The 24,846-nt window shown below is 70.0% G+C and carries 21 protein-coding genes; 10 read left to right on the top strand and 11 right to left on the bottom strand.

The features are described from left to right. Nucleotides 1-62: 62 nt before the first annotated feature. Complete coding sequence (locus tag QO011_RS07690; RefSeq protein WP_307269888.1) at nucleotides 63-800, bottom strand: SDR family NAD(P)-dependent oxidoreductase; 738 nt, start codon at nucleotides 798-800, stop codon at nucleotides 63-65. A 277-nt stretch (nucleotides 801-1,077) separates the two neighbouring features. Here QO011_RS07690 and QO011_RS07695 point away from each other — a divergent pair, with 277 nt between their 5' ends. The 5 genes from QO011_RS07695 to QO011_RS07715 are packed head-to-tail and all read left to right on the top strand — an operon-like array spanning nucleotide 1,078 to nucleotide 11,484. Then, entirely contained in the window at nucleotides 1,078-2,172 is a 1,095-nt protein-coding gene (locus QO011_RS07695; RefSeq protein ID WP_307269891.1) for an ATP-binding protein, read from the top strand. Continuing rightward, the gene (locus tag QO011_RS07700; protein ID WP_307269893.1) at nucleotides 2,144-4,474 is read left to right on the top strand and encodes a DUF5682 family protein; all 2,331 of its coding nucleotides are present in this window, start codon (nucleotides 2,144-2,146) and stop codon (nucleotides 4,472-4,474) included. Before QO011_RS07695 ends, QO011_RS07700 begins: the two co-directional genes overlap by 29 nt. Before the next feature lie 22 nt (nucleotides 4,475-4,496). Beyond that, nucleotides 4,497-8,426 (top strand): DUF4132 domain-containing protein, encoded by a 3,930-nt coding sequence (locus QO011_RS07705; protein WP_307269896.1) that lies wholly within the window; start codon nucleotides 4,497-4,499, stop codon nucleotides 8,424-8,426. Then, entirely contained in the window at nucleotides 8,423-9,565 is a 1,143-nt protein-coding gene (locus QO011_RS07710) for a VWA domain-containing protein (RefSeq protein WP_307269898.1), read from the top strand. The genes QO011_RS07705 and QO011_RS07710 overlap by 4 nt, the downstream gene beginning before the upstream one ends. A 5-nt stretch (nucleotides 9,566-9,570) precedes the next feature. Then, nucleotides 9,571-11,484 (top strand): YehQ family protein, encoded by a 1,914-nt coding sequence (locus tag QO011_RS07715; protein WP_307269900.1) that lies wholly within the window; start codon nucleotides 9,571-9,573, stop codon nucleotides 11,482-11,484. 29 nt (nucleotides 11,485-11,513) lie between these two features. Here the strand turns inward: QO011_RS07715 and QO011_RS07720 are convergent, their stop codons facing one another. Then, the gene (locus QO011_RS07720; protein WP_307269902.1) at nucleotides 11,514-12,137 is read right to left on the bottom strand and encodes a CGNR zinc finger domain-containing protein; all 624 of its coding nucleotides are present in this window, start codon (nucleotides 12,135-12,137) and stop codon (nucleotides 11,514-11,516) included. Nucleotides 12,138-12,311: 174 nt separating this feature from the next. On the opposite strand from QO011_RS07720, the gene QO011_RS07725 reads away from it, so the two are divergent. From QO011_RS07725 to QO011_RS07735, 3 genes are all read left to right on the top strand, one after another. After that, on the top strand, nucleotides 12,312-13,025 hold the full coding sequence (locus QO011_RS07725; protein WP_307269905.1) for an alpha/beta fold hydrolase: 714 nt from the start codon (nucleotides 12,312-12,314) through the stop codon (nucleotides 13,023-13,025). 130 nt (nucleotides 13,026-13,155) lie between these two features. Beyond that, nucleotides 13,156-14,001 carry an alpha/beta fold hydrolase gene (locus QO011_RS07730; RefSeq protein ID WP_307269908.1) on the top strand — a complete coding sequence of 282 codons (846 nt, stop codon included), beginning with the start codon at nucleotides 13,156-13,158 and terminating at the stop codon, nucleotides 13,999-14,001. A gap of 78 nt (nucleotides 14,002-14,079) precedes the next feature. Then, entirely contained in the window at nucleotides 14,080-14,850 is a 771-nt protein-coding gene (locus tag QO011_RS07735) for an SDR family oxidoreductase (protein WP_307269910.1), read from the top strand. 143 nt (nucleotides 14,851-14,993) lie between these two features. On the opposite strand, the gene QO011_RS07740 is transcribed toward QO011_RS07735, so the two are convergent. The 3 genes from QO011_RS07740 to QO011_RS07750 all read right to left on the bottom strand — a co-directional run bounded on the left by QO011_RS07740 (nucleotide 14,994) and on the right by QO011_RS07750 (nucleotide 16,351). Next, nucleotides 14,994-15,386, bottom strand: coding sequence for a type II toxin-antitoxin system VapC family toxin (locus QO011_RS07740; protein ID WP_307269911.1), 393 nt, complete (start codon nucleotides 15,384-15,386; stop codon nucleotides 14,994-14,996). Then, nucleotides 15,383-15,604: a FitA-like ribbon-helix-helix domain-containing protein gene (locus QO011_RS07745; protein WP_307269915.1), complete on the bottom strand. Its 222-nt coding sequence runs from the start codon at nucleotides 15,602-15,604 to the stop codon at nucleotides 15,383-15,385. The genes QO011_RS07740 and QO011_RS07745 overlap by 4 nt, the downstream gene beginning before the upstream one ends. Nucleotides 15,605-15,745: 141 nt before the next feature. Then, a complete protein-coding gene (locus QO011_RS07750; protein WP_307269917.1) occupies nucleotides 15,746-16,351 on the bottom strand; it encodes a helix-turn-helix domain-containing protein in 606 nt (201 codons plus the stop codon). Nucleotides 16,352-16,465: 114 nt separating this feature from the next. Here QO011_RS07750 and QO011_RS07755 point away from each other — a divergent pair, with 114 nt between their 5' ends. Then, nucleotides 16,466-17,476, top strand: a complete 1,011-nt coding sequence (locus QO011_RS07755) for a threonine ammonia-lyase (protein WP_307269919.1) — start codon at nucleotides 16,466-16,468, stop codon at nucleotides 17,474-17,476. Nucleotides 17,477-17,843: 367 nt separating this feature from the next. Beyond that, nucleotides 17,844-18,302 carry a GNAT family N-acetyltransferase gene (locus QO011_RS07760; RefSeq protein ID WP_307269922.1) on the top strand — a complete coding sequence of 153 codons (459 nt, stop codon included), beginning with the start codon at nucleotides 17,844-17,846 and terminating at the stop codon, nucleotides 18,300-18,302. Here QO011_RS07760 and QO011_RS07765 read toward each other — a convergent pair. The 6 genes from QO011_RS07765 to QO011_RS07790 form a co-directional block, all read right to left on the bottom strand. After that, a complete protein-coding gene (locus tag QO011_RS07765) occupies nucleotides 18,284-19,330 on the bottom strand; it encodes a Gfo/Idh/MocA family protein (RefSeq protein WP_307269924.1) in 1,047 nt (348 codons plus the stop codon). The genes QO011_RS07760 and QO011_RS07765 overlap by 19 nt on opposite strands. A gap of 27 nt (nucleotides 19,331-19,357) precedes the next feature. Next, on the bottom strand, nucleotides 19,358-20,095 hold the full coding sequence (locus tag QO011_RS07770; RefSeq protein WP_307269927.1) for a ThuA domain-containing protein: 738 nt from the start codon (nucleotides 20,093-20,095) through the stop codon (nucleotides 19,358-19,360). Between the two features lie 98 nt (nucleotides 20,096-20,193). Then, nucleotides 20,194-21,027 (bottom strand): carbohydrate ABC transporter permease, encoded by an 834-nt coding sequence (locus tag QO011_RS07775; RefSeq protein WP_307269930.1) that lies wholly within the window; start codon nucleotides 21,025-21,027, stop codon nucleotides 20,194-20,196. Between the two features lie 128 nt (nucleotides 21,028-21,155). Beyond that, nucleotides 21,156-22,088, bottom strand: a complete 933-nt coding sequence (locus tag QO011_RS07780) for a carbohydrate ABC transporter permease (RefSeq protein WP_307269932.1) — start codon at nucleotides 22,086-22,088, stop codon at nucleotides 21,156-21,158. 17 nt (nucleotides 22,089-22,105) lie between these two features. Next, entirely contained in the window at nucleotides 22,106-23,389 is a 1,284-nt protein-coding gene (locus tag QO011_RS07785) for an ABC transporter substrate-binding protein (RefSeq protein WP_307269935.1), read from the bottom strand. Between the two features lie 56 nt (nucleotides 23,390-23,445). Further along, complete coding sequence (locus QO011_RS07790) at nucleotides 23,446-24,738, bottom strand: metal-dependent hydrolase family protein (protein ID WP_307269938.1); 1,293 nt, start codon at nucleotides 24,736-24,738, stop codon at nucleotides 23,446-23,448. Nucleotides 24,739-24,846 lie beyond the last annotated feature (108 nt).

Raw genomic sequence — 24,846 nt, forward strand, 5'->3', positions numbered from 1 at the left:
TCAAGTTCACCTGATCTCGCCGGCCGGCGCCGGCCTCACGGACGCCGGTTCCGCACGCCCGCTCACGAGAACAGCGAGCCGCCGTTCACCCCGATGGTCTGCCCGGTGATGTAGCCGTCGCCGACCAGCAGCAGGACGGCCTGCGCGATCTCCTCGGCGGTGCCGACGCGGCCGACCGGGATGCGGGCGGCGGCGCCGGCTGCGATGAGCGGCTGGCCCATCTCCGTGTCGATCAGGCCGGGCGCCACGGCGTTGACCGTCACGCCCTCCGGCGCCAGGCGCAGGGCATAAGCGCGGGTCAGGCCTTCGAGCCCGGCCTTGGCGGTGCCGTAGGCGATGCTGACCGAGCCGGCGCCGATACGGGCGCCGATCGAGGAGATGTTGACGATCCGGCCCCAGCCCCGCGCCCGCATGCCCGGCAGCACGGCCTGGGTGCACAGGAAGGCGGATTTCAGGTTGACGGCGATGGCCTGGTCGAAATCCGCCTCGGTGATGTCGTCGAGGCCGCGCGGCGCCGCCATGCCGGCATTGTTGACGAGGATGTCGATGGGGCCGAGCCGCTCTTCCACCTCGTCGACCATGCGCTGCACCGCGCCGGCATCAGAGACGTCGGCGGCAACGGCGACGGCGCGGGCGCCGCTGCGGTTGAGGGCCGCGACGACCTCGGCCGCGTCCTCGCCGCGCTCGCGATAGTTCACCGCGACCGCGGCGCACGCCCTGGGGAGCGCCAGAGCGATCGCCTTGCCGATGCCGCGCGAGCCGCCGGTGACCAGCGCGACACGGTTCTTCCCTTCAGACATCTCGACTTCCCCGACTTGCTCCCGCGAGGATAGGGCGCGGCGGGCTTCGATGCGCGCGAAAAAAGCGCGTGAGACGCGAAGATCCTTCCGGCCGGTATCGGCATCGCCGGGTTGCGACGTCAGCGTGGCGCCCGAGCAGCGGCCGGCAGCGCGCGCGCCGGCCCCGCCCCGCTGCCGCTCGACGCGCGGCCTTCTTATTTCCGAATCCATTGTCGATTATCGATGGACGCTCGATTCTCTCGCTGAAGCCCTGCCCGAAACCGGAGCCCCGCCCACGATGGTCCAACCGGCTCAGATCGCCGCCATGCAGCGCCCGCCCGCGGAGATCGCCCATGCGGAGGAGCTGGCGGCACTGCGCCGGTCGGACAAGGGCCCGCGCCCGCCGGGCTGGACCCTGTCGCTGCAGGCGGTGAAATCCTTCATCCTGGGCGGGCACGGCGGCGCGCCGAAGCTGGTCTGCGCGCCGGCCCTGGTCGAGCGGGCCATGGTGACCCTCGCCACCTCCCGCGCGCTGCTGCTGATCGGCGAGCCCGGCACGGCCAAGAGCCTCCTGTCCGAGCTGCTCGCCGCGGCGATCAGCGGCGATTCCACCCTGACCATCCAGGGCGGCGCCTCGCTCACCGAGGACCAGATCAAATATGGCTGGAACTATGCGCTGCTGGTCAGCGAGGGGCCGACGCGTCGCGCGCTGGTGCCCGCGCCGCTGCACCAGGGCATGGCGAGCGGGCGCATCGTCCGCTTCGAGGAGATCACGCGCTGCCCGCTCGAAGTGCAGGACAGCCTCCTCTCCATCCTCTCCGACCGCGTCATGGCGGTGCCGGAGCTGGCGGGCGAGGACGGCATGGTGTTCGCCCGGGAGGGCTTCAACCTCATCGCCACGGCCAACACCCGCGACCGCGGCGTCAACGACATGTCGGCCGCCCTGAAGCGGCGCTTCAATTTCGAGACCGTGTTCCCGATTCGCGACGCCGACGAGGAGCTGGCGCTGGTGAAGCGCGAGGCGGCGCGGCTGCTGGCCCGCTCCGGCGTGCCGCGCGTGCCGGACGACGACGTGCTGGCGGTGCTGGTCACCTGCTTCCGCGAGCTGCGCGAGGGCGTCACCGACGAGGGCGCCGGCATGGAGCGGCTGAGCTCGGTGATGAGCACGGCCGAGGCCGTCAGCGTCGCCCATGCGGTCGGCGTGCGCGGCCATTTCCTGCGCGGCGACGCCGGCCGGCCGGAGGACATCGTCGAATGCCTGGCGGGCACGGCCGCCAAGGACAGCGCCGAGGACCTGATCAAGCTCCGGCGTTATCTCGAGCAGAAGGCCTCGAAGCGGTCGGGCGAAGCATGGAAGGCCTTTTATGGGGCTCGGCATCTTCTCACGCCGTGACGCCGGCGCGGCGCACGCGCAAGCCGACCGGCTCACCGTGCTGGGGGTGCGGCATCATTCGCCCGCCTGCGCCCGCATGGTGGGCGAGGCGATCGGCCGGCTGCGCCCGGCCTTCGTGCTGATCGAGGGCCCGGCGGACTTCAACCCTCATCTCGGCGACCTCCGGCTGGCGCATGCGCTGCCGGTCGCGATCTTCAGCTTCCATGCGACGGCGGAGCGCCGGCAGGCATCCTATTCGCCGTTCTGTGCCACGTCGCCGGAATGGCAGGCCCTGCAATCGGCCTGGCGGGTCGGGGCCGAGCCGCTGTTCTGCGACCTGCCGGCCTGGCACCCCGATTTCGGCGACCGGACCAACCGCTATGCCGACCTGCATGGCCGGCGCGCCGCCGCGGCCGAAGCCTCCCTCGGCCAGGCGCTGGGCGAGGATGGCCGCGACGCCGTCTGGGATGCGCTGGCCGAGCAGGCGGCGCCCGAGGAGCTCGGCGCCCGGCTGGAGCGCTATTTCGACCTGCTGCGGCCGGACGGGGCGGAGGACCCGGCGGAAGAGGCGCGGGAACGCTTCATGGCGGCCCATGCCGCCTGGGCGCTGCGCGAGGCCGGTCGCGGACGTGTCGTGCTGGTCTGCGGCGGCTGGCACGCCGAGGCGATCCGCCGGTACATCAGCGACGCCGACGGCGAACGGCCGCCGGTGCCGGAGCCGGCGGGGGAGGAGAGGGCCGGCAGCTATCTCGTGCCCTATGACTATCAGCGCCTCGACCGCTTCACCGGCTATGCCTCGGGCATGCCGTCCCCGGCCTATTACGAGGCGGTGCTGGAGCGCGGGCTCGGCCCGGCCGCCGACTGGGCCGAGCAGGCGGTCGCCGCGGCGCTGCGGGCGGCCGGCCAGGTGGTCTCGACCGCGGACCGGATCGCCTGGCGCACCCATGCCGAAGCGCTTGCCCTGGCGCGCGGCCACCGCGCCCTGCTGCGGGCCGACCTCCTGGACGCCGCGCTGGCGACGCTGGTCAAGGACGGGCTGGAGCGGCCGGCGGCCTGGACCCAGGCGGGTGCCGTGGCTGCCGGCACGCATCCCGCGCTCGTCGCCATGCTGCGCGCCATGACCGGCACGCGTCACGGGCAGCTGGCGGCGGGGACGCGGCAGCCGCCGCTGGTCGCCGACGTGGCGGAGCGCCTCGCCGCGGCGGAGCTGGCGCCCGGCCCGACCTGGCGCCGGGTCGAGCTCGACTGGGGCCAGCCGTTCGACCGCGAGCGCGCCCATGTCCTGCACGCGCTGCACATCCTCGGGCTGCCCGGGCTGGAGCGGCTGGAGGGGCCGTCGGCCGCCGAGGCGCGCCTGCCGGTCGAGGCGTTCCGGATCTTCGCGCATCGCGACGCGCAGGGCGCGCTGATCGAGGCCTCCCGCTGGGGCGGGACGCTGCCGATGGCCGCCGCCGCGCTGCTGGTCGAGCGGGCGGCCCGGGCGCAGGGCGATCTTGCCGCCGTCGCCGCCTGCCTGTCCGATGCCCTGTTCGCCGGCCTGCTCGGCCTCGACGACGCCCTGACACGCCAGCTCGAGGCCGGCATCGCCGGCTCGCACGACATCGCCGCCATCGGCAAGGCCGGGCTCGGCGTGGTCAGGCTCTATCGCTTCGCCGGCATGTTCGGCGCCGCGGCGCATCAGGGGCTGGGGCGGCTCGGCGTCGGCGTCTTCGCCCGCGTGCTGTGGCTGATCGAAGCCATCGAGGACGAGGCGGAGGGGCTGCGCGCCGTCGAGGCGGTGCTCGCCTGCCGCGACATCCTGCGCGACTGCCCGGACCTGCCGGTCGATCGCGCCGCCCTTCTGGCGGCGCTCGGCCGCTGCCTCGCCAATCCCGATGCGGCCGCCGCCGTGGCGGGGGCGGCGCTCGGCTGCCTCATCGCCTGCGGCGAGAGCGACGTCGCTGGCGCGCCACAGCGTATCCGCGGTTACAGCCGTGCCGACCGGCTCGGTGATTTCCTGTCCGGGCTGTTCGCTCTGGCGCGCGAGGAGATCGCCGCCGAGCAATCGGTCATGGCAGCGGTGTCGCGGCTGGTGTCGGACTGGGCCGGGGACGAGTTCCTGACCGCCTTGCCGGCCATGCGCCAGGCCTTCGCCTGGTTCCCGCCGCGCGAGCGCGAGCGGCTCGCCCGCGCGGTCCTGCACGCCCACGGCTTCGGCGAAGCCGCCGCCGAGGTCGAGGCGCTCGCCTGGATGCGCCAAGGCATCCGCGTCACCGACCAGGCCGCGGCCATGGCGCTGGAGGCGGCCGTGGCCGAGCGCCTGGCTCGGGCCGGTCTCGCCTGACGACGAACGAGGAGGAAGACGGATGGAACGCTACGAGCTGATCGAGGGCACATCGTCGAAGTTCTGGGAGGTCGCCGTCGACGGCCGGACGCTGACCGTGCGCTTCGGGCGGATCGGCACGCAGGGCCAGGCCAAGGAGAAGGACTTCGACAGCGCCGACGCTGCGACGAAGGAGAAGGACAAGCTCGTCAAGGAAAAGACCGGCAAGGGCTATGTGGCGGCCGGTTCCGCCCCGCCGGCGCCGAAGGCCTCGGCTCCCGCCACCGCGGCCAAGCCGGCCGCGGATCCGGCGCCAGCGCCGGCGGTGAAGGAAGAGCCGGCGGCTGCGGCGGCCGAGCCGGCCGCGCCGATGCCGGCGGCCTCCGACGAGCTGGAGACCGTGCTGGCGCGCGCTCTTCCCACCCGGTCGCGGCCCGGAGGCGGGCTTGACGGCGCCCTCGCATGGACGGCCTTGCGCAGCCTGCTCCTGCCGATGCTGCCGAAGGCAGCCGAGAAGGAGGCGGATGCGGTGCGCTGGATCGAGGAGCACATGGGCGAGGACGGCCCGAAGACGGCCGGCGGCGCGGTCGGCTGGCTCAAGGCGACGTTCGGCGGGCGGGCGGCGCCGCAGGGCATCGACGCGGCCCAGGCCGTCGATTGGGTCCGGGCCATCATCCGCGTCTCCTCCGCCCTGTTCCCCACCAATCGCTGGCAGCGCGGCGCGGAAGAGGCGGCGCAGTCCAACGGTCTCGCCGCCTTTGCCCGATGGCTGGTCGAGACCGCCGGGGCCGCGACGGCCGTCGATGCGGCGCAGCGCCTGCGGGCCCTGGTTCCGCCGGCCAATCGCCACTACGAGACCTCGTCCTGGAGCTCGCGGGTCGATCTCGCCTTCCGCGACGCCCTGGTGAAGGCGCCGGACGCCGACTATGACGCGGCGGTCGCCTTTGCCCTCGAAGCCTGCAAGGGCGGCGCGGACTGGGAGGCGCAGGCGCATCTCGCCTTCATCCTCGCCGACGATCGCCCGGCGGCGCATGCCCTGCAGGCGCTCGCGGTGCTCGAGGCCGCGGCCGCGTCGGGCCTCGACGTCGGCAACACGCTCGCGATGGTGCCGCTGATCGCCGAGGCACCGCCCGCGGATGCGGCGCGCTGGCGGGTGAAGAAGACCTATTTCTTCTATTTCTCCTATTGCGACATCAGCGCGGCGCAGGTCGCGGCGACGGCGCTCGCGGCGGCGCGGCAGCACGGCCAATCCGCCCTGCCGGCGCTGGATTGGCTGCTCCACTATGCCACGGAGGAGGATCGCACCGGCATCGCCCGCGTGGTGCTGGCGACCGACGAAGCCGGGGCGCTGGCGCTGCTCGTGCCGCATCTGCACGAGAAGTGGATCCGCGCGGCGCTGGACGGCGCCATGGAGGCGGCCCCGGCCCGGACCTTCCGCCAGTGCCTTTCGGTCATGGCCTCGGGCCGCGCCGAGCCGGCGATCCGCTCGCGCATCATGGAGGCGGCAAAGCATCATTCACCGGAGACGTTGCGGCACTGGGCCGGCGGGGATCCGAAGGCGGCAAACTATCTCGAGCGGGTGCTGGACACCCGCAATGTCGGCATGGCCGCAGCCGAGGCCGTCCCCGCGGTGCTGCGCGATCCGCCCTGGCGCAGGAAGGCCAAGGCCAAGGACGACATCGTGCTCGATCTCGCCCCGATCGCGACGCCGTTCCGCTATGGTCCGGGCTCCGAGCCCGTCGAGAAGAGCTACTGGCACAAGGCGAGGATTCGCGTTCTCAAGACGACGGACGAGTTGGTGCGCTACATCGCCGAGACCGAGGCCAAGCCCATGCCGAGGTGGTACGAGGTGCCGCCCGCGACGTCCCTGCCGAAGGCGGGCGACGACGAGGCCGCCGTGCTGGCCTGGCTGGGCCGGCGGCTGGTGGAGATCGATCGCGCCCGAACCTGGGCGCTGCACTCCGCGGGCTGGGATGGCCTGATCGCCGGCGCGGACGAGCAGCCCGACGCCCTGGCGCTGATGCTCTGGGGCTGCGCCGGGCCGATGATCGGCAGCCATCATTGGCAGAGCATCTTCCCGCCGATGATGGCGCGCTTCGGCGAGCGGGCCTTGCCCGGCCTCCTCAAGCAGCTCGAAACCGATCCGATCAAGGTCCTGACCGCTGCTGTCGGCGTCGACGCCGGCGAGATCGCGCCGCACGCGGCCCGGGCGCTGCTCAAGCTGAAGAAGGCACGCCCGCCGGCCATCGCCTGGCTGCGCCGCCATCCGACCACGGCGATCACCCGGCTCATTCCCGATGCCGTCGGCAAGCCTGGGGCGGCGCGGGAGGCGGCCGAGACCGCCCTGCGCTGGCTCGCAGCCGACACCGAAGGCGCGCGCGCCGGGATCGAGGCGGTCGCGGCCACCTATGCCGCGCGCGCGCCGCGGGCGGCGGAGGCCGTGATCGAGGTGCTCGATCGCGATCCGCTCAGCCGCCATCCCGCGCGCATCGGCAAGCTGCCGGCCTGGTTCGAGCCGGGCGCTCTCGCCCGGCCGGTGCTGAAGGAGGGCGGCGCGCTGCCCGACGAGGCGGTCGAGGCCCTGGCCGAGATGCTGTCCTTCAGCACGCCGGAAGCGGTCTATGCCGGTATAGACATGATCAGGCAGGCCTGCACCCGCGAGAGCCTCGCCGCCTTCGCCTGGGACCTGTTCTCCGCCTGGCTGGCCGAGGGCGCCCCGTCCAAGGACGGCTGGGCCATGCGGGCGGTGGGCTGGCTCGGCGACGACGAATGCGCCCGCCAGCTGACGCGGCTCATCCGCAAATGGCCGGGAGAGGCCGCCCATGCCCGCGCGGTCACCGGCCTCGACGTGCTGGTCGACATCGGCAGCGACGTCGCCCTGATGAATCTCAACGGCATCGCCGAGAAGCTGAAGTTCAAGGGCCTCCAGGATAAGGCGCGCGAGAAGATCGCCGCCCTGGCCGAGGCACGCGACCTGACGCCGGAGGAACTGTCCGACCGGTTGGCGCCCGACCTCGACCTCGACGAGCGCGGCGGCCTCGACATCGTCTTCGGCGAGCGCCGCTTCCGCGCCGGCTTCGACGAGTTCCTGAAGCCCTGGGTCAAGGACGCGACGGGCCAGCGGCTGAAGGACCTGCCCAAGCCCAACAAGTCCGACGATCCCGAGCTGGCCGAGGAGGCCGTCAAGCGCTGGAGTGCCCTGAAGAAGGATGCGCGCGCCGCCGCCAGCCTGCAGATCTCGCGGCTCGAGACCATGCTGTCGACCTCGCGCCGCGTGCGGCCGGCGGTGTTCTGGACCTTCTTCGCCGCCCATCCCCTGATCCGGCACCTGACGCAGCGCCTGGTCTGGGGGCGCTACGACAATGACGACCCGGCCGCGGGCCCGTCGGCGATCTTCCGCGTCGCCGACGACCTCTCGGTCACCGACGCGAAGGACGACGCGCTCGACCTCGACGTTTCCGAGGACGCCGCCGGGCTGGTCGGCCTCGTGCATCCCTTGCAGCTTCCGCCCGGCGGGCTCGATGCCTGGGGCGCGCTGTTCGGCGATTACGAGATCTCCCAGCCCTTCCCGCAGCTCGGCCGCGAGACCTATGCGCTGGAGCCGCCGGAGAAGGCAGCCTCCGAAATCCACCGCTTCGACGGCATCAAGATCGAGTCGCCGCGCCTGCGCGGCATGGCCAGCCGTGGCTGGGAGCTCGGCGCGCCGCAGGACGGCGGCGGCATCTGGTGGCTGGAGCGGCCGGTGAAGCTGCGGGACGGAACGGTCAAGACGGCGATGCTGACGTTCGAGCAGGGCCTCGTCACCGGCGGCGCCGAATTCGAGGACAAGCTGCAGACGCTGAAGGTGCTCTCCCTGCACGGCCCCTATCAGCGGGCCTCCAGCGCGGACCGGACCTTCGGCGAGCTCGATGCGATCAGTGCCAGCGAGATGCTGCGGGGCCTCAGCCTGCTGGCCGAGGCCGCGGTCCCATGACGGCGCCTCTTCCTCTCGACGACCTCACCCGCTGGCGCCTCATCCTGGGCGAGGCCGCCGACGGCGCCTGCCGCTCGGGCGGCTGCACGCTGTCGGGCGGGGCGCTGGCGATGGACGCGGCCCTGGACTGGCTCTACGGCCGCGACGACGAGGACGGGGCGCGCAACATCAGCCGGCAGGGCGGGCGCGGCGCCTCCAGCCTGACGACGCCGCAATGGATCAACGACATCCACCGGCTGTTCCCGAAGGAGACGATCGAGCGGCTCGAACGCGACGCCATCGAGCGCTACGCCATCGAGGACGTGGTGACCAATCCGGAGGTGCTGGCGCGGGCCGAGCCGAACGAGACGCTGCTCAAGGCGGTGCTGCGCACCAAGCACCTGATGGCGCCCGACGTGCTGGTGATGGCGCGCAAGCTGGTGCAGGCGGTGGTGCGCAAGCTGATGGACCAGCTCAGCCGCGAGCTCGCCGTCGCCTTCTCCGGCGTGGTCGACCGCCGCCGGCACAGTCGCCTCAGGACCGCGCGCAATCTCGACGTCCGCCGGGTGCTCAGGGACAACCTGAAGCACTATGATCCCGATCGCCGGCGGCTCACGGTGGAGCGGCTGCATTTCTTCGCCCGCAACCAGCGGCACCTGAAGCGCTGGCAGGTCATCCTGCTGGTCGACCAGAGCGGGTCCATGCTCGACTCCGTCATCCATTCGGCAGTCACGGCCGCCTGCCTCTGGGGCCTGCCGGGCATCCGCACCCATCTCGTCGCCTTCGACACGGCGGTGGTCGACCTGACGCGCGACGTCGAGGACCCCTGCGAGCTCCTGATGAAGGTGCAGCTCGGCGGCGGCACCGACATCCAGCAGGCCGTCGCCTATGCCGCCGGCCTGATCGACCAGCCGGAGCAGGCGATCGTGGTGATCATCTCCGATTTCTTCGAGGGCGCCAGCGAGGCGATGCTGGTGCAGCGGGTGGCGGGGCTCACCGGCCAGCGCACCCGGGTGCTGGGGCTGGCGGCGCTCGATTCCGAGGCCCGGCCGAGCTACGACCGCGCCATGGCCGCCAGGCTGGTGGCGGCGGGAGCCGAGGTCGGCGCGATGACGCCGGGCGAGCTCGCCGGCTGGCTGGCCGAGAAGATCGGGCGGTAGGCGGGATGGCCAGGGCCGACCTCCTCGCCCTCACCGATGACGGCCTCGTCCAGCTTGCCAATGCCGGGCTGGTCAAGCGGGCGCAGCGCGAGCTCGCGGCCGGCGCGGGCCCGGCTGTGGAGGAGCTGGCGGACGGCACCATCGCCGCGCGCTTCGCCGACGGCACGCAGACGCGCCTCATGCCGGGGCAAGCGCTGGCGGATGCGCGCTGCACCTGCCCGTCCTCCGGCGTCTGCCGGCACCGGGTCATGCTGGCCATGGCCTATCGCGAGGGGGGCGCATCGACGCGCGACGACGCGCCGGCCGCCGCCGAGGCCTGGACTCCGGCCTCGCTCGACCTCGAGACCGTCGAGGCGCAGCTGCGCCCGGCGGCGCGGGCCGAGCTCGCCCGGCTGCTCGCCGCCCGCCATACGGTGAGGCTGGATCATGGCCGGACGCCCGGCGCGCGCCTGCCGATGGCGACCGTGCGGTTTCTGGTTCCGGACGACGTGTCCTATGCGCGGTGCGATTGCGCCGAGACCCGGGGCTGCGTGCATGTGGCGCTGGCGATCCGCGCCTTCCGGGCCGCGAACGGCGCGGACGAGGCGGTGATTGGCGAGGCGGCGCCGGGCGACGACACGGATGGGCTGCGGCTTGCGTGCGAGCACGTGGCGGAGGGGCTGCTGACCCTCGGCGTGACCGCCGGCACGGCCGCCCACGGCCAGGCGATCGCGCAGGCGCGGGACGAGGCCCGGGCGCTCGGGGCGGCGCAGGCGCTGCTGACCATCGACGCGCTGGCCGAGCAGATCGAGGCCTACGAGGCACGCAGCGCACGCCACGACGAGGCCGTCGTGCTCCGCCTCGCGGCGGAGCTCTGCGCCCGCATGCGGGCTGCCGACCGGGCCGCCACGCTCGGCCTCGGCGAGCCCTTCGAAACCGAGATGACCAAGTCGCGCCTCGTCTCGCTCGGCGCCCGGCTGCGCCAGGAGGGCGCGGACGTCCGTGCCTCCGTGCTCCTGGCCGACAGCGACACCGCCGCCATCATGATGGTCGAGAAGCTGTTCTCGCCGTCGCCCGGCGAGACGGAGCGGTTCGCCGCGTCCTTGCCGCGCCGGCAGATGGCGAGCGGGCTGCCGCTGCTCGGCCTGGGGCGGGGGCAGGTCCTGACCAGCGTGGCGCGGCGGCGCGCCGACGGGCTGCTCGCCTTCGGCAGCGGCGCCGGCGGCCGCACGCAGGTGATGCCGCGCGACGGCGTCTTCGCCTTCCCGGCGCCGCTGACGGCACGCAGCGTGGGGGAGGTCGCGGCGGCGCTGGCGCAACGGCCGCTGTCGCTGCTGCGGCCGCGGCGGCGGATCGACGAGGTGCACGTCTTCGATGTCGAGGAGGTCCTGGGCCACGCCTGGGCCGCGGGAAGCCAGCTCTGGCACGCCGCGGTCCGCCTGAAGGATGACGGCGGGGTGCTCCATCTGGAACGCGCCTTCGACGCCGCCGCCAAGGGCGCGATCGCGGTGCTGACTGCCGCGTTCGAGGGCCGGTCCGGTCCGCTGCGCCAGGTGGCCGGGCCGGTCCGGCTGGACCATGGCGCCCTGGTGTGCGAGCCCTGGTCGCTTGCCGCCGACCGCTTCGTCGTGCCCGATCTCGATGCCGTGGATCCGGCGGCGGGCGAGGTCATCTCCGCCGCCGGGGCGGCGCCTGCGCTCCTGGACGAGGTCGAGCGGCTGCTGAGCGGCGCCCTCCATGCCGGCAGCCGTGCCCAGGGCGGCCCGATGCAGAGGCTCGCGGAGGGGCTGGCGGCGCGGCTGGAGGCCGAGGGTTACCGCATGCTGGCCCCACGCCTGCGCCGCTGGCTCGCCGGCACGGCCGATGCCGCCGCCTTCGCCGATGCGGCGATCTGGCTGCTGGCGCTGCGCGAGAGCCAGGAGGCCGGCGTGCCGGGGTGACATGGAACCGGCCATAGGCCGGTGGGCTCCTATTGCCGCTGCGCCTTGAGGCGATGGCGGTGGGCGGCCTGCTTCGCCCGGTTGCCGCACAGGGCCATGCTGCACCAGCGCCGTGCGCGGCCGCGGGTGTGATCGGCGAAGAGCAGCGTGCAGGCCGGCCCCTCGCAGGCCTTCACGTCGGCGAAGTCCTCGGTGCAGACGAAATCCGCCAGCGCCTCGCCGATCGGCAGCAGCAGCGCCTCCGGCGTGCGCCAGCGGCGGATCGTCCGGCGCTGGAACGGCCCGCTGCCGTCTCCGGTTCGAGGGATGATCCGGCTGAACGCGTCCTCGCGCTCCAGCAGGCGGTTCAGCGGCGTGAGCTCGGCGAGCGCGTCGGCGGCGAGCGGGCGGCCCTTGTGCCGGCGCACGAAGCCCCGGAACCATTCGCGCAGGCTCCTGGCCTGGTCGGCGACCGTGTCGAGCTCGCCCGGCAGCGCGTGCGCCGCGACGCTCTCCAGCGCCTCGGCCGGCACGAGCCGCGCCTGCTCCAGCCAGCGCAGGAGCCCCTCGCCGTCGTCGATCCAGTCGACCGGCGTGTCGACCGGCGTTGCGATCGAATTCAGGAAATCCAGGCCGGGCGCATCGCCGATGAAAATCGCAGGGGCGTGGACCATCGCCAACTCCGAACCATGGGCCCGACGGCATCCACCGCGGCACCCGTCCGTGACCGTTCGACACGCATAACCTCTCCGAGGCCTATTGACAAGTTACATCAGCGATCGTAACCCTCTTGTTGTCATTTATCAGGTTATGATTCCTTTGGGTCCGATTCAGAGGGGAGACCGGCGATGTCTGCCGACGATGCGACTGTGGTGCTCGTGCACGGCGCCTGGGCCGACGGATCGAGCTGGGCGAAAGTCATCGGGCCGCTGGCGGCCGAAGGCCTGGCGGTGGTGGCGGCGCCGCTGCCGCTGACCTCGTTCCGCGACGACGTGGCGGCGCTCGACCGCACCCTCGAACGCGTGGCGGGGCCGGTTGTCCTCGTCGGCCATGCCTATGCCGGCGCAGTGATTGCGGCGACGCGCAGCGACAAGGTGACGGCGCTGGTCTATGTGGCGGCGCTGGCGCCGGACGAGGGCGAGACGGTGCTGGACGTGTTCACCCGCGCGCCGCCGCATCCCCAGGCGCCGAAGCTCGCGCCGGACGGCCATGGGCTGATCTGGCTGCCCCAGGCGGCGTTCGCTGCTGCCTTCGCGCAGGACGCCTCGGCCGAGGAGCAGGCCCTGCTGGCGGCGGTGCAGCGGCCGATCTCGCCGGCCTGCATCACCGTCGCGGTGGATCGGCCGCTCTGGCGGGACCGGCCGTCCTGGTTCCTGGTGGCCGAGCAGGACCGCATGATCGCGCCCGAGACCCAGCGCTTCATGGCGGCACGGATGCAGGCGCGGGTGCGCACGCTCCCGGTCGACCACGCGCCGCTCGTCACCGCGCCCGGTGCGGTCGTGGACATCATCCTCGAAGCAGTGAGGCAGGCCGCCTCCGACGCTCCGGGCGCCCGGGCCTGATCGTCGCTCGATCGCTTCCGGTCGGCGGAGACAGGCGTCCGCGCGTCGGGCCGCCGGCGGGCCGGACCTTCATATCAGTAACCTGTCATATGCATTCATGAAAGTTACAATCTCGAAGGAGGACCAGACAATGACTGCCATCACCTATCGCACGGCCGACGTGGACGGCTTCAAGATCTTCTATCGCGAGGCGGGATCGGCGGGCGCGCCGAAGCTCTTGCTGCTGCACGGCTTTCCCAGCGCCGGCCATATGTTCCGCGACCTCATCCCGCTGCTGGCCGACCGCTTCCACATCGTCGCGCCCGACCTGCCGGGCTTCGGCAAGTCCGACCTGCCGGGCCGCGGCCTGACCTTCGACCGGATCGCCGAGACGATCGACCGTTTCACCGAGATCGTCGGCTTCGATCGCTACGCCGTCTACGTCTTCGACTACGGCGCGCCGACCGGCTTCCGGCTCGCCGTCCGGCATCCCGAGCGGATCACCGCCATCATCTCGCAGAACGGCAACGCGTATGAGGAGGGCCTGAGCGAGGGGTGGAACCCGATCCGGGCCTATTGGCAGGACGCCTCGCCGGCCAACCGCGAGGCGCTGCGCGCCTTCCTCCAGCCCGAGGCGACCGCCTGGCAATACACCCACGGCGTGCCCGACCCGACGCGGGTCTCGCCGGACGGCTACGCCCTCGACAGCTTCTATCTCGCCCGCCCGGGCGCCGACGCGGTGCAGCTCGACCTCTTCGGCGACTACAAGAGCAACATTGCGCTCTATCCGACCTTCCAGGCCTATTTCCGCACCCACAAGCCGCCTTTCCTGGCGGTCTGGGGGCGGAACGACCCGTTCTTCCTGCCGCCGGGCGCAGAGGCCTTCAAGCGCGACATTCCGAATGCGGTGGTGCGCTTCTTCGACACCGGCCATTTCGCGCTGGAGACCCACGCCGACGAGATCGCGGCGGCGATCCGGGAGTTCCTGCCCGGCTGAGCCCACCCCCGACGCCGGCCTCGCCGCCACGGCGAGGCCGGGCTCGACGATCGAAACCCATGATTCAGGGAGGATTCCATGCCGAAATCCGTTGCCGTCGTCACGGGCGCGAGCCAGGGCATCGGCCGGGCCACGGCGATCCGCCTGGCGCGCGACTTTTCCGCGCTGGTGCTGGTCGCGCGGAACCGGGCCAGTCTCGACGAGACCAGGGAGGCGGTGCAGGCCGCCGGCGCGCAGGCGCTGGTCGTCGACGCCGACCTGGCACGGCCCGAGGCCGCGCAGGCCGTGGTCGACCAGGCCCTGGCCGCCTTCGGCCGGATCGACGCGCTCCTCGCCATCGCCGGCGCGGTGCCGCAGATCGACCTGTTCGAGATGACCGACGCGCAATGGGACGAGGGGCTGGCGCTGAAGCTGCACGGCGCACGGCGGCTCACCATCGCCGCCTGGCCGGCGCTGAAGGCCTCGAAGGGGGCCGTGGTGCTGATGTCCGGCAATTCCGCCCTGTTCCCCAAGGCGCCTTATGCGGCCGTCGGCACCATCAACGCGGCGATCGTCGCCCTGGCGAAGGCGTTCTCGGATCGCGGCATCACCGACGGCGTGCAGGTCAACAGCGTCCTGCCCGGCCCGGTGATGACCGGCCGGCGGCGCTCCTATCTCCAGCACTGGGCGCCGCTGCACGCCATGACGGTGGAGGAGGCGACGGACCGCTTTCCCAGGGAAGCCGGCATCGCCCGCTACGGCGAGCCGGAGGAGATCGCCGAGCTGATGGCCTTCCTGGTGTCGCCGGGCGCCCGCTGGATGACCGGATCGGCGCTGCGCATGGACGGCGGCGAGGTCAAGTCGGTCTGACGGCCGTGCGGGGCGGGCTCCCGCCGGCAGGATACGGGCATGGCATCGGGGATGGAGAGCCGGACGGGCACCGCTGGATTCGGCGCAGTCCTTCGCGCAGCGGTTCCGACTATTCGAGCGTGGTCCCGCGGAGAGCGGAGGCGTTATGCCAGTTCGATCCGCGCGCGATGGCCTGGGGTTGCGGCCAGGCGTTGGTCGCGCGTCAGGAGCGGTGCGTCGAGAGCCTCGGCGAGCGCGACATAGGTGGCGTCATAGGCTGTGATGTTGTTTCGCAGCTCCCAGATCCGCGGCAGGAGGAAATCGTGCGGATATCGCCGCAAGGCGACGTCCGCCAGGTCGGCGAGGGCCATGCGGCCACGCTCGTCGTCGATATCGCCGTGCGCGGCATAGCGCCGGATGACCTGCGCGATTTCGACATCGAGCAGATGCGGTGCGTGGAGCGTCTCGCCGGGGGCAAACAACCGATGTTCGACGGCTTCAGCTGCTGGCGTGCGCAGGAGGACTTCGAGCAGGGCCGAGGCGTCGACGACGATCACGCGCGGTCGCGCTCGGTGCGAAGCGCTTCGGCCGGCGGCACGGAAAGAGCCGTTTCGGGACGACCGTGCAAGCGCGCGCGCAACTCGTCGATCGTCGGCTGTTCTGCCACCTGGTGAATCTCGCCGAGCAGATAGTCGGACAGCGACATGCCCGCCAAGGCGGCACGCGCCTTGAGCCGGCGATGCAACGCCTCCGGAACGTTGCGGATCTGGATCATCACTCCCATGCTTGGAGCATGAGAGCATGTGCCGCGCATGTCAACCGGCGATGATCGCGAGGCGTGGCGCTGCGAGCTCTCTCCCTCGTCCAGGCACGGGTTGCCGGACACTTCGTCCATCCTCGCCGCGACGCGCTCCGATCAGGACCCGGCTTGCGTCTCGCGACCCGCGACGGTCTGCGGAACGAACCGATAGTGGATCAGGTCCATGACGACAGCCTCGTTCTGCGTCGGGTTGCGGTAGCCGTGGCGACGGTCGGCGGGGAACCTCAGCGACTGCCCGTCCTCGAGCCGTCTCCACCCGTCCTCCACCAGCAGTTCGACCGCGCCGCGCAGGATGGTCACATGCTCCACGACGCCGATGTCATGCGGTTCCGAGATGCTCTCGAAGCCGGGCGCGAAGGTCAGCTCATAGAGCTCGAAGCCGAACCGGGCCTCATAGGGGAACACCAAGGCGCGCTGCATCCCTTCTTCCGACGGGCGCACCCGGAGGCGATTGGCGTCACGCAAGAGCAGGACGTCGCCTTCCCCGTGATCCGGCTCGAGCAGGGCGGTCATCGGAATCCGCAGGCCCGTCGCGATCTTCCAGAGCGTCGCAACGGTCGGCATGGATTCGCCGCGCTCGATCTGGCCCAGCATCGCCTTGCTGACCCCCGTATGCTCTGCGGTCTTGTCGAGGCTCCATCCAAGGTCTCGCCGGATCGACCTCAGGAGCTTCCCCGTGTCGACGGGGCTGATGGGGTTCATCGAAGACCGACCTCGCAAATCATGCGTCAGATATGTGCGTTATAGCGCACACCCGAAATGTGCGCTATAACGCACGCTCCTGCAGCCGCCACCATGATATCGGACCATTGCCCCATGCAGCCCGTTCGTGACCGATCCGCAGCATGCCCCGAGGCCGGGCAACCGGATACCAGGCTCGACCTCGGGCGCATCCTCGAGGCGAGGGAACGGATTTCGCGGGTGTTCCGCGATACGCCGCAATTCGACTGTCCCGCTCTCGGCGACGTGCTGGGCTGCGACGTCGTCATCAAGCTCGAGACCGCAAACCCGATCCGATGCTTCAAGGGACGCGGGACCGAGGTCGTCATGGCCCGTCTCGCGGAAAGCGGGGATCCCAAGCTCGCGGTCTGCGCCAGCGCCGGCAATCTCGGGCAGGCGCTCGCCTATAGCGGCGGGGCACGCGGCATCGGCGTGACGGTGGTCGCGGCCACAAGCGCCAACGCCGCGAAGATCGATCGCATTCGCCGGCTCGGAGCCGCCGTCGAGCTGGTCGAGGGCGACATCGAGGATGCGCGGCGGCGCGCCCGCGCGATCGCGGCCGGCGACGACGCGTTGCTCGTCGAGGACAGCGAGAACCTCGACACCTGCGAGGGCGCGGGCACCATCGGGCTGGAGCTCGTCGAAGAGGGCGACCGCATCGACACGATCCTGCTCGCGCTCGGCGGCGGCGCGCTGGCCACCGGTGTCGGCCACGTCCTCAAGTGCCTGTCGCCGGCAACGGAGGTGGTGTGCATCCAGCCCGGGGGAGCGCCGGCCATGGCCCTGTCCTGGCGGGCGCGATCGGTCGTCACCACCGACAGCACCGACACCATCGCAGACGGCGTCGCCGGCCGGTTCCCCATCGCGGCGGTCCTTCAGGACCTGCTCGCCGTGGCCGATCACGTGCCGCTGGTCGAGGAGGCGAGCATCAAGGCGGGCATGCGCCTGCTCCACCGGCACGCCGGCCTCGTGGTCGAGCCATCGGCCGCTCTCGGCGTCGCGGCCATCCTGGAGGACCCCTCGCGTTACCGCGGCAAGCGTGTGGTCACGGTGATCTGCGGGTCGAACGTGCTGCCCGAGGCGTTCTCGACGTGGACAGGGGACTAGTGTTCCGACCCTGACGGTCCGAACCGTCAGCCCGGAACCCTGGCTGGTTCAAAACTCTGGGTTGTGCTTCCGACGCAATGGCCAGGACCCAAGCCTCGGAAGCACAACACCAGATCCCGCGAACGAAGCCGCTGGCGTTGGACTGGACGCGAACGTGCCGGCATCCCAGCCCGGGAAACTCGCCGCCCGTCCTTGGGGCATCGACGCGGCAGGATGGATGCAACCGGGGCGATTCCGTGGAATGCGGCGCATCGCTCGATGCCGGCCAGCGCAGGAGGCGTCCCGGACGCGGGTGCCGTCCCGCAAACGGGATTTCCGCGGGGCTCACGCGATGCTATCCCGGCAGGCCGCCACGGAAGGACACGCCATGCAGATCCGGCCGGACGATCTCACCGGCAGCCAGACCCAGGCGCTGCTGCGCCTGCACCTTGCCGGCATGCACGCGAATTCCCCGCCCGGGCAGGTCTTCGCCCTCGACCTGTCCGGCTTGCGCGCGCCTGATGTCACCGTCTGGAGCGCCTGGGACGGCGAGGCGATCTGCGGCATCGGCGCGCTCAAGCAGCTCGACGAACGCACCGGCGAGCTGAAATCGATGCGCACCCATCCTGATCATCTGCGCCAGGGCGTCGCCGCGGCCCTTTTGGAGCACATCATCGGCGAGGCGCGGGCGCGCGGCCTCGTCAGGCTCAGCCTCGAGACCGGCAGCGGCCCCGCCTTCGAGCCGGCCCTGGCGCTCTACCGCAGGCGGGGCTTCGTCGACGGCGGGCCGTTCGGGGACTATGTCGGAAGCGGGTTCAACCAGTTCCTTCACCTGGCGCTGGATTGAGCCAGCGTCACCGCGGCGCCCTTCATCGCTGCGGATTGCAACGCCGCGTCGAGAACTTCAAGCGTTCGCAGATTGTCACGACCGGAGCTGAAATGCCGAGGCGCGCCGCCGGTCGCGACGGCCTGCGAGAACGCCTGCAGGACGGCCGGCCGGTCGTGCCGCCCCCTGACGAGCTGCAGGTCCTCGATCGGAGCGCCAGGTCGATGGATGGTCAATCGATCCCGCATGACGCCGTCCGGGCGATCGCCGCGAGATGTCCAGAACACGACGCCGTTCTCGAAATCCATCTGCCACTCGCCCGCCCACGCGGTCTGCGGCGCGCGGTCGAGCCAGGTGCCGCGGTAGCTGACGGAGACGCCGCTTGGAAACAGGGCGACGATCGCTCCGGCCGGATCTCCCGTGAAGGGACTCCCCGGCGGATTCCAGGTCCGGCAATTGATCTCGCAGGGCTCCTCGCCGACGACCATTCGCATCAGGTCGTAGTGGTGCACGGCCATGTCGACGAGCAACGGATCGGGCAGCCCCCAATAGCGGTAGCCCTCGCTCGGGGCATGCCTGCGAAAGTCGATCTTGACCGAGTGCAGCGGCCCCAATTGCCCCGAGCGCACGATGTCGGCAGCCATGACCGGTGTCGGATAGTATCGGTAGTTCTGGCTGACCATCAGCGTCAGGCCGAGGCGCTCGGCCAGCGACACGACGGGGGCGGCCTCCGCGGGAGAGCGCGCGAACGGCTTTTCGACGACGACATGCTTGCCCGCCTCGAGCGCCTGCATCGTCACGGCAACGTGGTGCTCCAGGGGCAGGCTGACGACGGCGGCGTCGGCCTCGACGGCCTCGAGCGCCGCCGCCAGATCGGTGAAGCAGATGTCCGCGGACACGCCGAGCTCGGCCTGCAGGCGCAGGAGGGGCGTGGGGTCGCGGTCGACATAGGCGGCGACCTCGACCTCCGGCGTCTGGTGAAACACCTCCCTCGCCCAGTCGAAGCCCCATCGGCCCAAACCGACATGGATCAGCTTCAGTCTGCTCATGCGCATTCTCCGCATTTGTCCATCGGTTCAGGAGCCGATGGGTTCGATGGCCTTGCGCCTGGTGTTCGCCGGAGCCTTGCGCACCTCGATGTCGGGGGAGGCCCATCGGCAGGCGTTGGCCAGGACACGACGGACATTCCCGTCGAAATAGGTCGGAAACGTCTCGTGCCCCGGGCGGAAGTAGAAGATGCGCCCCAGACCCCGCGTGAAGGTGCAGCCGCTTCGGACGACGTCGCCCCCCTGGAACCACGACAGGAAGATCAGCTCGTCGGGTGGCGGAATGCAGAAGGGCTCGCCATACATCTCCTCGGGCTCGAGCTCGAAACAGGGGCCGAGGCCTGCGGCGATCGGATGCGCGGGCGCCACCACCCAGAGCCGTTCCTTCTCCCCGTCGTCGCGCCAGTGGACGGTGCAATCCGTCCCCATCAGCCGCTTGAAGATCTTGGCGTCCTGGGACGAGTGCAGGGCAATCAAGCCCATGCCGGCCAGCACCCGCAGCCGGACGCGTTCGACCACGGCGTCGTCGACCGCGCCATGCGCGATGTGCCCCCACCAGATCAGGACATCGGTCTGCGCCAAGGCCGCCTCGGTCAGCCCGTGCTCGGGCTCGTCGAGGGTCGCCGTCCGGGCGTCCAGCCCGTGAACGTCCAGGCCCTGCGCGATCGCCCCATGGATGCCCTGGGGGTAGATCGCCGCGACGGCGCTGTCCCGGCGCTCGTGCCGGTATTCGTTCCAGACGAGCACGCGTGGTGCCGAATCTCGCATGTCCGATCTCCGTTCGTCGACGCAGCCCGTCGTCGTGGAATAACATAGCCGGCTAATTTATGAACGTCGGCCTTCGATGACCCCGTGAAATCATCTCGCTACTTCAGCCCCGTGCTGGCAATTCCCTGCACGATGTAGCGCTGGAAGAAGATGAATATGACAAGGATCGGAACGAGCGAGAGCAATGCCAGCGCCGCCACGTTGTTCCACTCGGTATAATATTGTCCCTTCATCAGGTTCACCCCCAGCTGCAGCGTCTGCTTTGCTTCATCCGAAAGGATGACCAGGGGAAGAGCAAAATCATTCCAGCGCCACATGAAGTTGAAGATGATCAGCACGGCGATGATCGGCTTGGCGTTCGGCAGCACGACCGACCGGAAGATGCGAAACTCGCTCGCCCCGTCCAGCCGTGCCGCCTCGATCAGCTCGTTGGGGATGCTCAGCATGAATTGCCGGGCCATGAAGATGCCCAGAGCCTCGGCTGCCCTGGGCAGGATGACGCCCCACCAGGTGTTCACCAGGCCCATCTCGGCAACGATCAGGAAGACCGGGACGATGATCACCTGAATCGGAATGGTGAGCGTGCCGATGATGGCCAGGAACAGGACGTTCCGGCCGACGAAATCCAGCTTTGCGAAGGCATACCCGCACAGGAGATTGATGAAGACCGTCAGGACCACTGCCAGGACGGAGATCATCAGCGAATTCAGCGTCCAAGACCAGAACGGCACGCGCTGGGTCGCGGTCGCAAAATTGCTCCAGACGAAGCGCGACGGGATCAGATGCATGCCCGGGGCGAAGAGCTCTTCGCTGGGGCGCACGGCCGTGGCGAAGATCCAGTAGATCGGGAACAGCATCACCACCGCGCCGAGGGCGAGGACGATCCACAGGCCGCCGTTCCCGAGGTTGGACAGGATTTTGGTCCTCTGCATCGCGGCGCTCCTGGTGTTGTGCTTCCGACGCTTGGTCCCCGACCATTGTGTTGGAAGCACAACACAAAGCATTGAACCAACTAGGGTTCCGGGCTGACGGTTCGGAACGAACCGTTGGAGTCGGAACACTAGATCAGGCTTTCCGAGCGGCGGTTGAGCCGCCACTGCGCCGCGGTGAAGGCGACGATCAGCAGGAAGAGCACGAGGCCGATGGCGCTGGCATAGCCCATCTCGGAGTCGATGAAGGCTTTCCGATAGATGTATTGGACGATGAGCGTCGTCGAGAAGCCGGGGCCGCCATTGGTCATGACATAGATCAGGTCGAAGACCTGAAACGAGAATATCACGTTGATGATCAGAAGCAGGAAGGTGGTCGGCTTCAGAAGCGGCCAGGTCACGTGCCTGAACCTCTGCAGGGCCGTGGCGCCATCGATGGTGGCGGCCTCGTAGTAGCTCGGCGAGACCGTCTGCAGGGCCGCGAGGTAGATGACCATGCAGAAGCCCAGCCGCGTCCAGACGGTCGTGATGATCAGAGAGACGGGGGCCCAGAACGTCGAGGACAGCCAGGGGACCGCCGGGAGGCCCGCGCTCTTCAGGAGCGCATTGATCACGCCGTAATTGTCGTTGAACATCCAGGCGGCCATGATCGCGGTGACCACGTTCGAGACGATGACCGGGAGGAAATAGGCGCTCCTGAGAATGCTCCGGGCCCACAGATCGCGGTTCAGCCCCATGGCCAGCGCGAGGCCGAGACCCATCGACAGCGGCACGGTCGCGCCGGTGTAGACGAGGGTGTTGCCGAGCGATTGCCAGAACTGGGTGTCTCTCAGCAGCCGGCGATAATTCCTGATGCCGTTGAATTCGGGCGTGCCGATGAGCGTCCATTCGTGAAAGCTGATGTAGAGCGCAAACACCAGCGGAACGAAGACGAACAGCCCGAACAGGACGACGTTGGGCGCGATGAAGACATAGGGGGCGATCTTGGGACCCGGCCGGCGACGCTCGGGGCGAGCGGCGCCTGTGCGGGTTCGTCCGACCACGGATGCGGCCTGTATCGTCACGACGATCTCCGTGGAGCTCAGCCGAGGATGTCCTGCACGGCGTTGGCGATGTTGGCGGCCGTGTCCTCGGCCGATTGCCCGGATGCGAAGGCAAGCTCCAGCTCGTCGCCGAGCTTGCTGTTCATCCTGGCGAACTTCGGCAGGGTGACCGTCTGCACGAGGTCGGCTCTCTGGTACTTCGACTGCTCCACATAGAGGGCGTAGCTGTCGGTGTACTTCGAATAGGAGAGGGCGCCCGGCTCCTGCAGCGATTTGCGCGTCGGCAGGGCTCCGGCGTTGACGTCGTAATAGGCGAGGTTCTCCTTGCCGGCCATGAACTGGAGGAAATCCGCGGCGGCCTGCGGGGTCTTCGCGTCGCGCGTGACGGCGATGCAGTCGGCGCCGAGATCGGTGGCGTGCTGCTTGTCGCGGCACATGAAGGTCACGCCCCAAGGCTTCTTGCGCAGATCGTCGATGTAGCTGAGGGTCCATTGACCGGCGAAGGCCAGGGCGACGCCGCCATTGGCGAACAGGTTCTCGACATTCTCCGAGCTCTTGATCGAGGTGTTGGCGGGCACCCAGCCCTTCTTGAACCAGGAGGCGGTCCAGGCGATGGTCTCGATGCCCTCCTTGCTGTTGATCGCTGGCGCCGTGAGGTCCTCGGTCAGCAACGCGCCGCCGTGCTGGTACAGGAAGATCAGCCAGCGATAGGCCTGCGCACCGGCCCATGTCACCGCCATCGGATAGGGAGCGGCCTTCTTGTCGACGATCGCCGCCGCGATCCGCTCGAGGTCGGCCCAGGTCCAGGCCTTGTCGATGGTGGTCGGCGGGACCTCGCCGATCGCCGCCATCGCTTCCTTGTCGTAGTAGATGGCAAGGGTGTTGTTGTCGAAGGGCATGGCGAATTGCTTGCCGCCGAAGGTCAGCGCGGATCTGTGAACGTCGGCGAAGTCGTCCATGTAGCCCGGCTTCAGCATCGGCCCGAGGTCGAGCATGCTGCTCGCGACGGCATAGCGGCCGATCTGCTGGTACTGGATGCGCACAAGGTCGGGGGCCTGGCGGCCCGCCAGCCGGGTATCCAGCCGCTGATACTGCTGGTCGCCCGGGACGATTTCCAGATTGACGGTCACGCCCGGCTCGACCGCCTTGTAGGCCTCGATGATATGCCGGAAGGCGGCTTCCTCGCCGGGATTGCCCCAGGTGGCGAAGGTCAGGCTGGTGCCCTGCGCGACAGCCGGGCATGCCAGCGCCCCCATCGCGCCGGCCGCGCCGAGAGAAGCGCCCGCGCGCAGGAGCTGGCGGCGGCTGATATCGTTGAACATGGAATTCCTCCCTCTCTTGTACTTGCTTCGGCAAGTATCCCTGGCCGGCTGCTTGCTCAGATTCTTGTCCCGGCGGGATAGACATAGGTGAGATCGGCCTTGCGCCTGGGGTCGCGGACCATGGCGCCGTCCTTCATGATCATCGCGAAATGGTCCGGCCCGACCAGCAGCGACTGGTCCGCGAGCGGGTCGCCGTCGACCAGCAGCAGGTCGGCGAGCGCGCCCTCCCGGATGACGCCGAGCTCGCCCTTGTGGCCCATCAGCTCGCCGCCGACGGCTGTCGCGCATTTCAGCGCCTCGGCCGGCGTGTAGCCGAAGAACTTGACGAAATGGCCGATGTCGCGGGCGTTCTGCCCCATCGGCGTGACGGTGAAGCCGTAGTCGCCGCCCACCACCACCTTCATGCCGCGCCGGCGCATCTCCTTGTAGGTCGCGATCGTGTGCTCGAGCTTCCTGGGCAGACCCATGCGCTCGACGACAGCCTTGGTCATGCCAACGACGTCGCCCTCGAACACCGAGTTGTGCACGAGGCCGAAAGCCGGTCCGACGATGATGCGGTGCTTCTGCGCCTCGAGCATGTCGAGGGCTTCCTCGTCGGCGAAGTCGCAGTGGTAGATGCAATCGGCGCCGGCACGCAGCGCCCGCTTCACCGATTCGGCGGCCCTGGCGTGGGTGGCGACGCGCTTGCCGAAGTCATGTGCCGTCTCGACGCCGGCGGTCAGCTCTTCCTGGCTGATCGAGACCAGCTCCGCGCGGATATTCGACGTGAACTCGTCGCCCGAGACGTTGAACTTGACGTTGTCGACGCCCTCGCGGCAGCAGAGCCGCACGGCGCGGCGGATTTCGGTGACACCGTCGGCGATCATGCCGAAGCTGGCAAATTCGCCATGATGCTTGCGCTCGTCGCCGAGGCCGCCGGTAACGGTGATCTCGGGGCCGGCGGCCCGATAGCGCGGCCCGGCGAGATAGCCGTCCTCGATCTCCTGCCGCACCACCACATCGATGCGGATCTTGCTCGAAGCCGCCGAATAGGCGGAGGTGAAGCCGTGGTTGAGCAGCAGCGTCGCGTTGCGCATGGTGCGCAGCAGATGCTCCTCCGGCGGAATTTCACCCAGGTCCTGGTTGCGGGCCGGGCCGACGAAGCTCAGATGGCAATGGCCCTCGACCATGCCGGGCATCAGGAATTGGCCCTGTCCGTCGATGATGTCTGCGGCGCTCTCGGCGCTGATCTGGCCGGCGCCGCGCGCTACTTTCGTGATCCGGTTGCCTTCGACCAGCACTTCGCCCGGATAGGGCGTGTCATCGACAGCATCCCATACGATGACGTTGCGGAAGAGATAGGATGTCATGGCGTTTCCAACTGCCGAAAGCTGCGGATTTTCTGACCGCTTGGTTCGGCAAGGCAGTAAACTGATACGAAGCGGAGAGCAGGGAAACCCGTGAAATTCACCCGTCGA

It is taken from the genome of Labrys wisconsinensis, from assembly GCF_030814995.1.
Taxonomy (GTDB): domain Bacteria; phylum Pseudomonadota; class Alphaproteobacteria; order Rhizobiales; family Labraceae; genus Labrys; species Labrys wisconsinensis.

Bases quoted from the DNA above. Each gene is read 5' to 3' on its own strand.
- QO011_RS07690 (WP_307269888.1), bottom strand. From the start codon at position 800: ATGTCTGAAGGGAAGAACCGTGTCGCGCTGGTCACCGGCGGCTCGCGC.
- QO011_RS07695 (WP_307269891.1), top strand. From the start codon at position 1,078: ATGGTCCAACCGGCTCAGATCGCCGCCATGCAGCGCCCGCCCGCGGAG.
- QO011_RS07700 (WP_307269893.1), top strand. From the start codon at position 2,144: ATGGGGCTCGGCATCTTCTCACGCCGTGACGCCGGCGCGGCGCACGCG.
- QO011_RS07705 (WP_307269896.1), top strand. From the start codon at position 4,497: ATGGAACGCTACGAGCTGATCGAGGGCACATCGTCGAAGTTCTGGGAG.
- QO011_RS07710 (WP_307269898.1), top strand. From the start codon at position 8,423: ATGACGGCGCCTCTTCCTCTCGACGACCTCACCCGCTGGCGCCTCATC.
- QO011_RS07715 (WP_307269900.1), top strand. From the start codon at position 9,571: ATGGCCAGGGCCGACCTCCTCGCCCTCACCGATGACGGCCTCGTCCAG.
- QO011_RS07720 (WP_307269902.1), bottom strand. From the start codon at position 12,137: ATGGTCCACGCCCCTGCGATTTTCATCGGCGATGCGCCCGGCCTGGAT.
- QO011_RS07725 (WP_307269905.1), top strand. From the start codon at position 12,312: ATGTCTGCCGACGATGCGACTGTGGTGCTCGTGCACGGCGCCTGGGCC.
- QO011_RS07730 (WP_307269908.1), top strand. From the start codon at position 13,156: ATGACTGCCATCACCTATCGCACGGCCGACGTGGACGGCTTCAAGATC.
- QO011_RS07735 (WP_307269910.1), top strand. From the start codon at position 14,080: ATGCCGAAATCCGTTGCCGTCGTCACGGGCGCGAGCCAGGGCATCGGC.
- QO011_RS07745 (WP_307269915.1), bottom strand. From the start codon at position 15,604: ATGATCCAGATCCGCAACGTTCCGGAGGCGTTGCATCGCCGGCTCAAG.
- QO011_RS07750 (WP_307269917.1), bottom strand. From the start codon at position 16,351: ATGAACCCCATCAGCCCCGTCGACACGGGGAAGCTCCTGAGGTCGATC.
- QO011_RS07755 (WP_307269919.1), top strand. From the start codon at position 16,466: ATGCAGCCCGTTCGTGACCGATCCGCAGCATGCCCCGAGGCCGGGCAA.
- QO011_RS07760 (WP_307269922.1), top strand. From the start codon at position 17,844: ATGCAGATCCGGCCGGACGATCTCACCGGCAGCCAGACCCAGGCGCTG.
- QO011_RS07765 (WP_307269924.1), bottom strand. From the start codon at position 19,330: ATGAGCAGACTGAAGCTGATCCATGTCGGTTTGGGCCGATGGGGCTTC.
- QO011_RS07770 (WP_307269927.1), bottom strand. From the start codon at position 20,095: ATGCGAGATTCGGCACCACGCGTGCTCGTCTGGAACGAATACCGGCAC.
- QO011_RS07775 (WP_307269930.1), bottom strand. From the start codon at position 21,027: ATGCAGAGGACCAAAATCCTGTCCAACCTCGGGAACGGCGGCCTGTGG.
- QO011_RS07785 (WP_307269935.1), bottom strand. From the start codon at position 23,389: ATGTTCAACGATATCAGCCGCCGCCAGCTCCTGCGCGCGGGCGCTTCT.
- QO011_RS07790 (WP_307269938.1), bottom strand. From the start codon at position 24,738: ATGACATCCTATCTCTTCCGCAACGTCATCGTATGGGATGCTGTCGAT.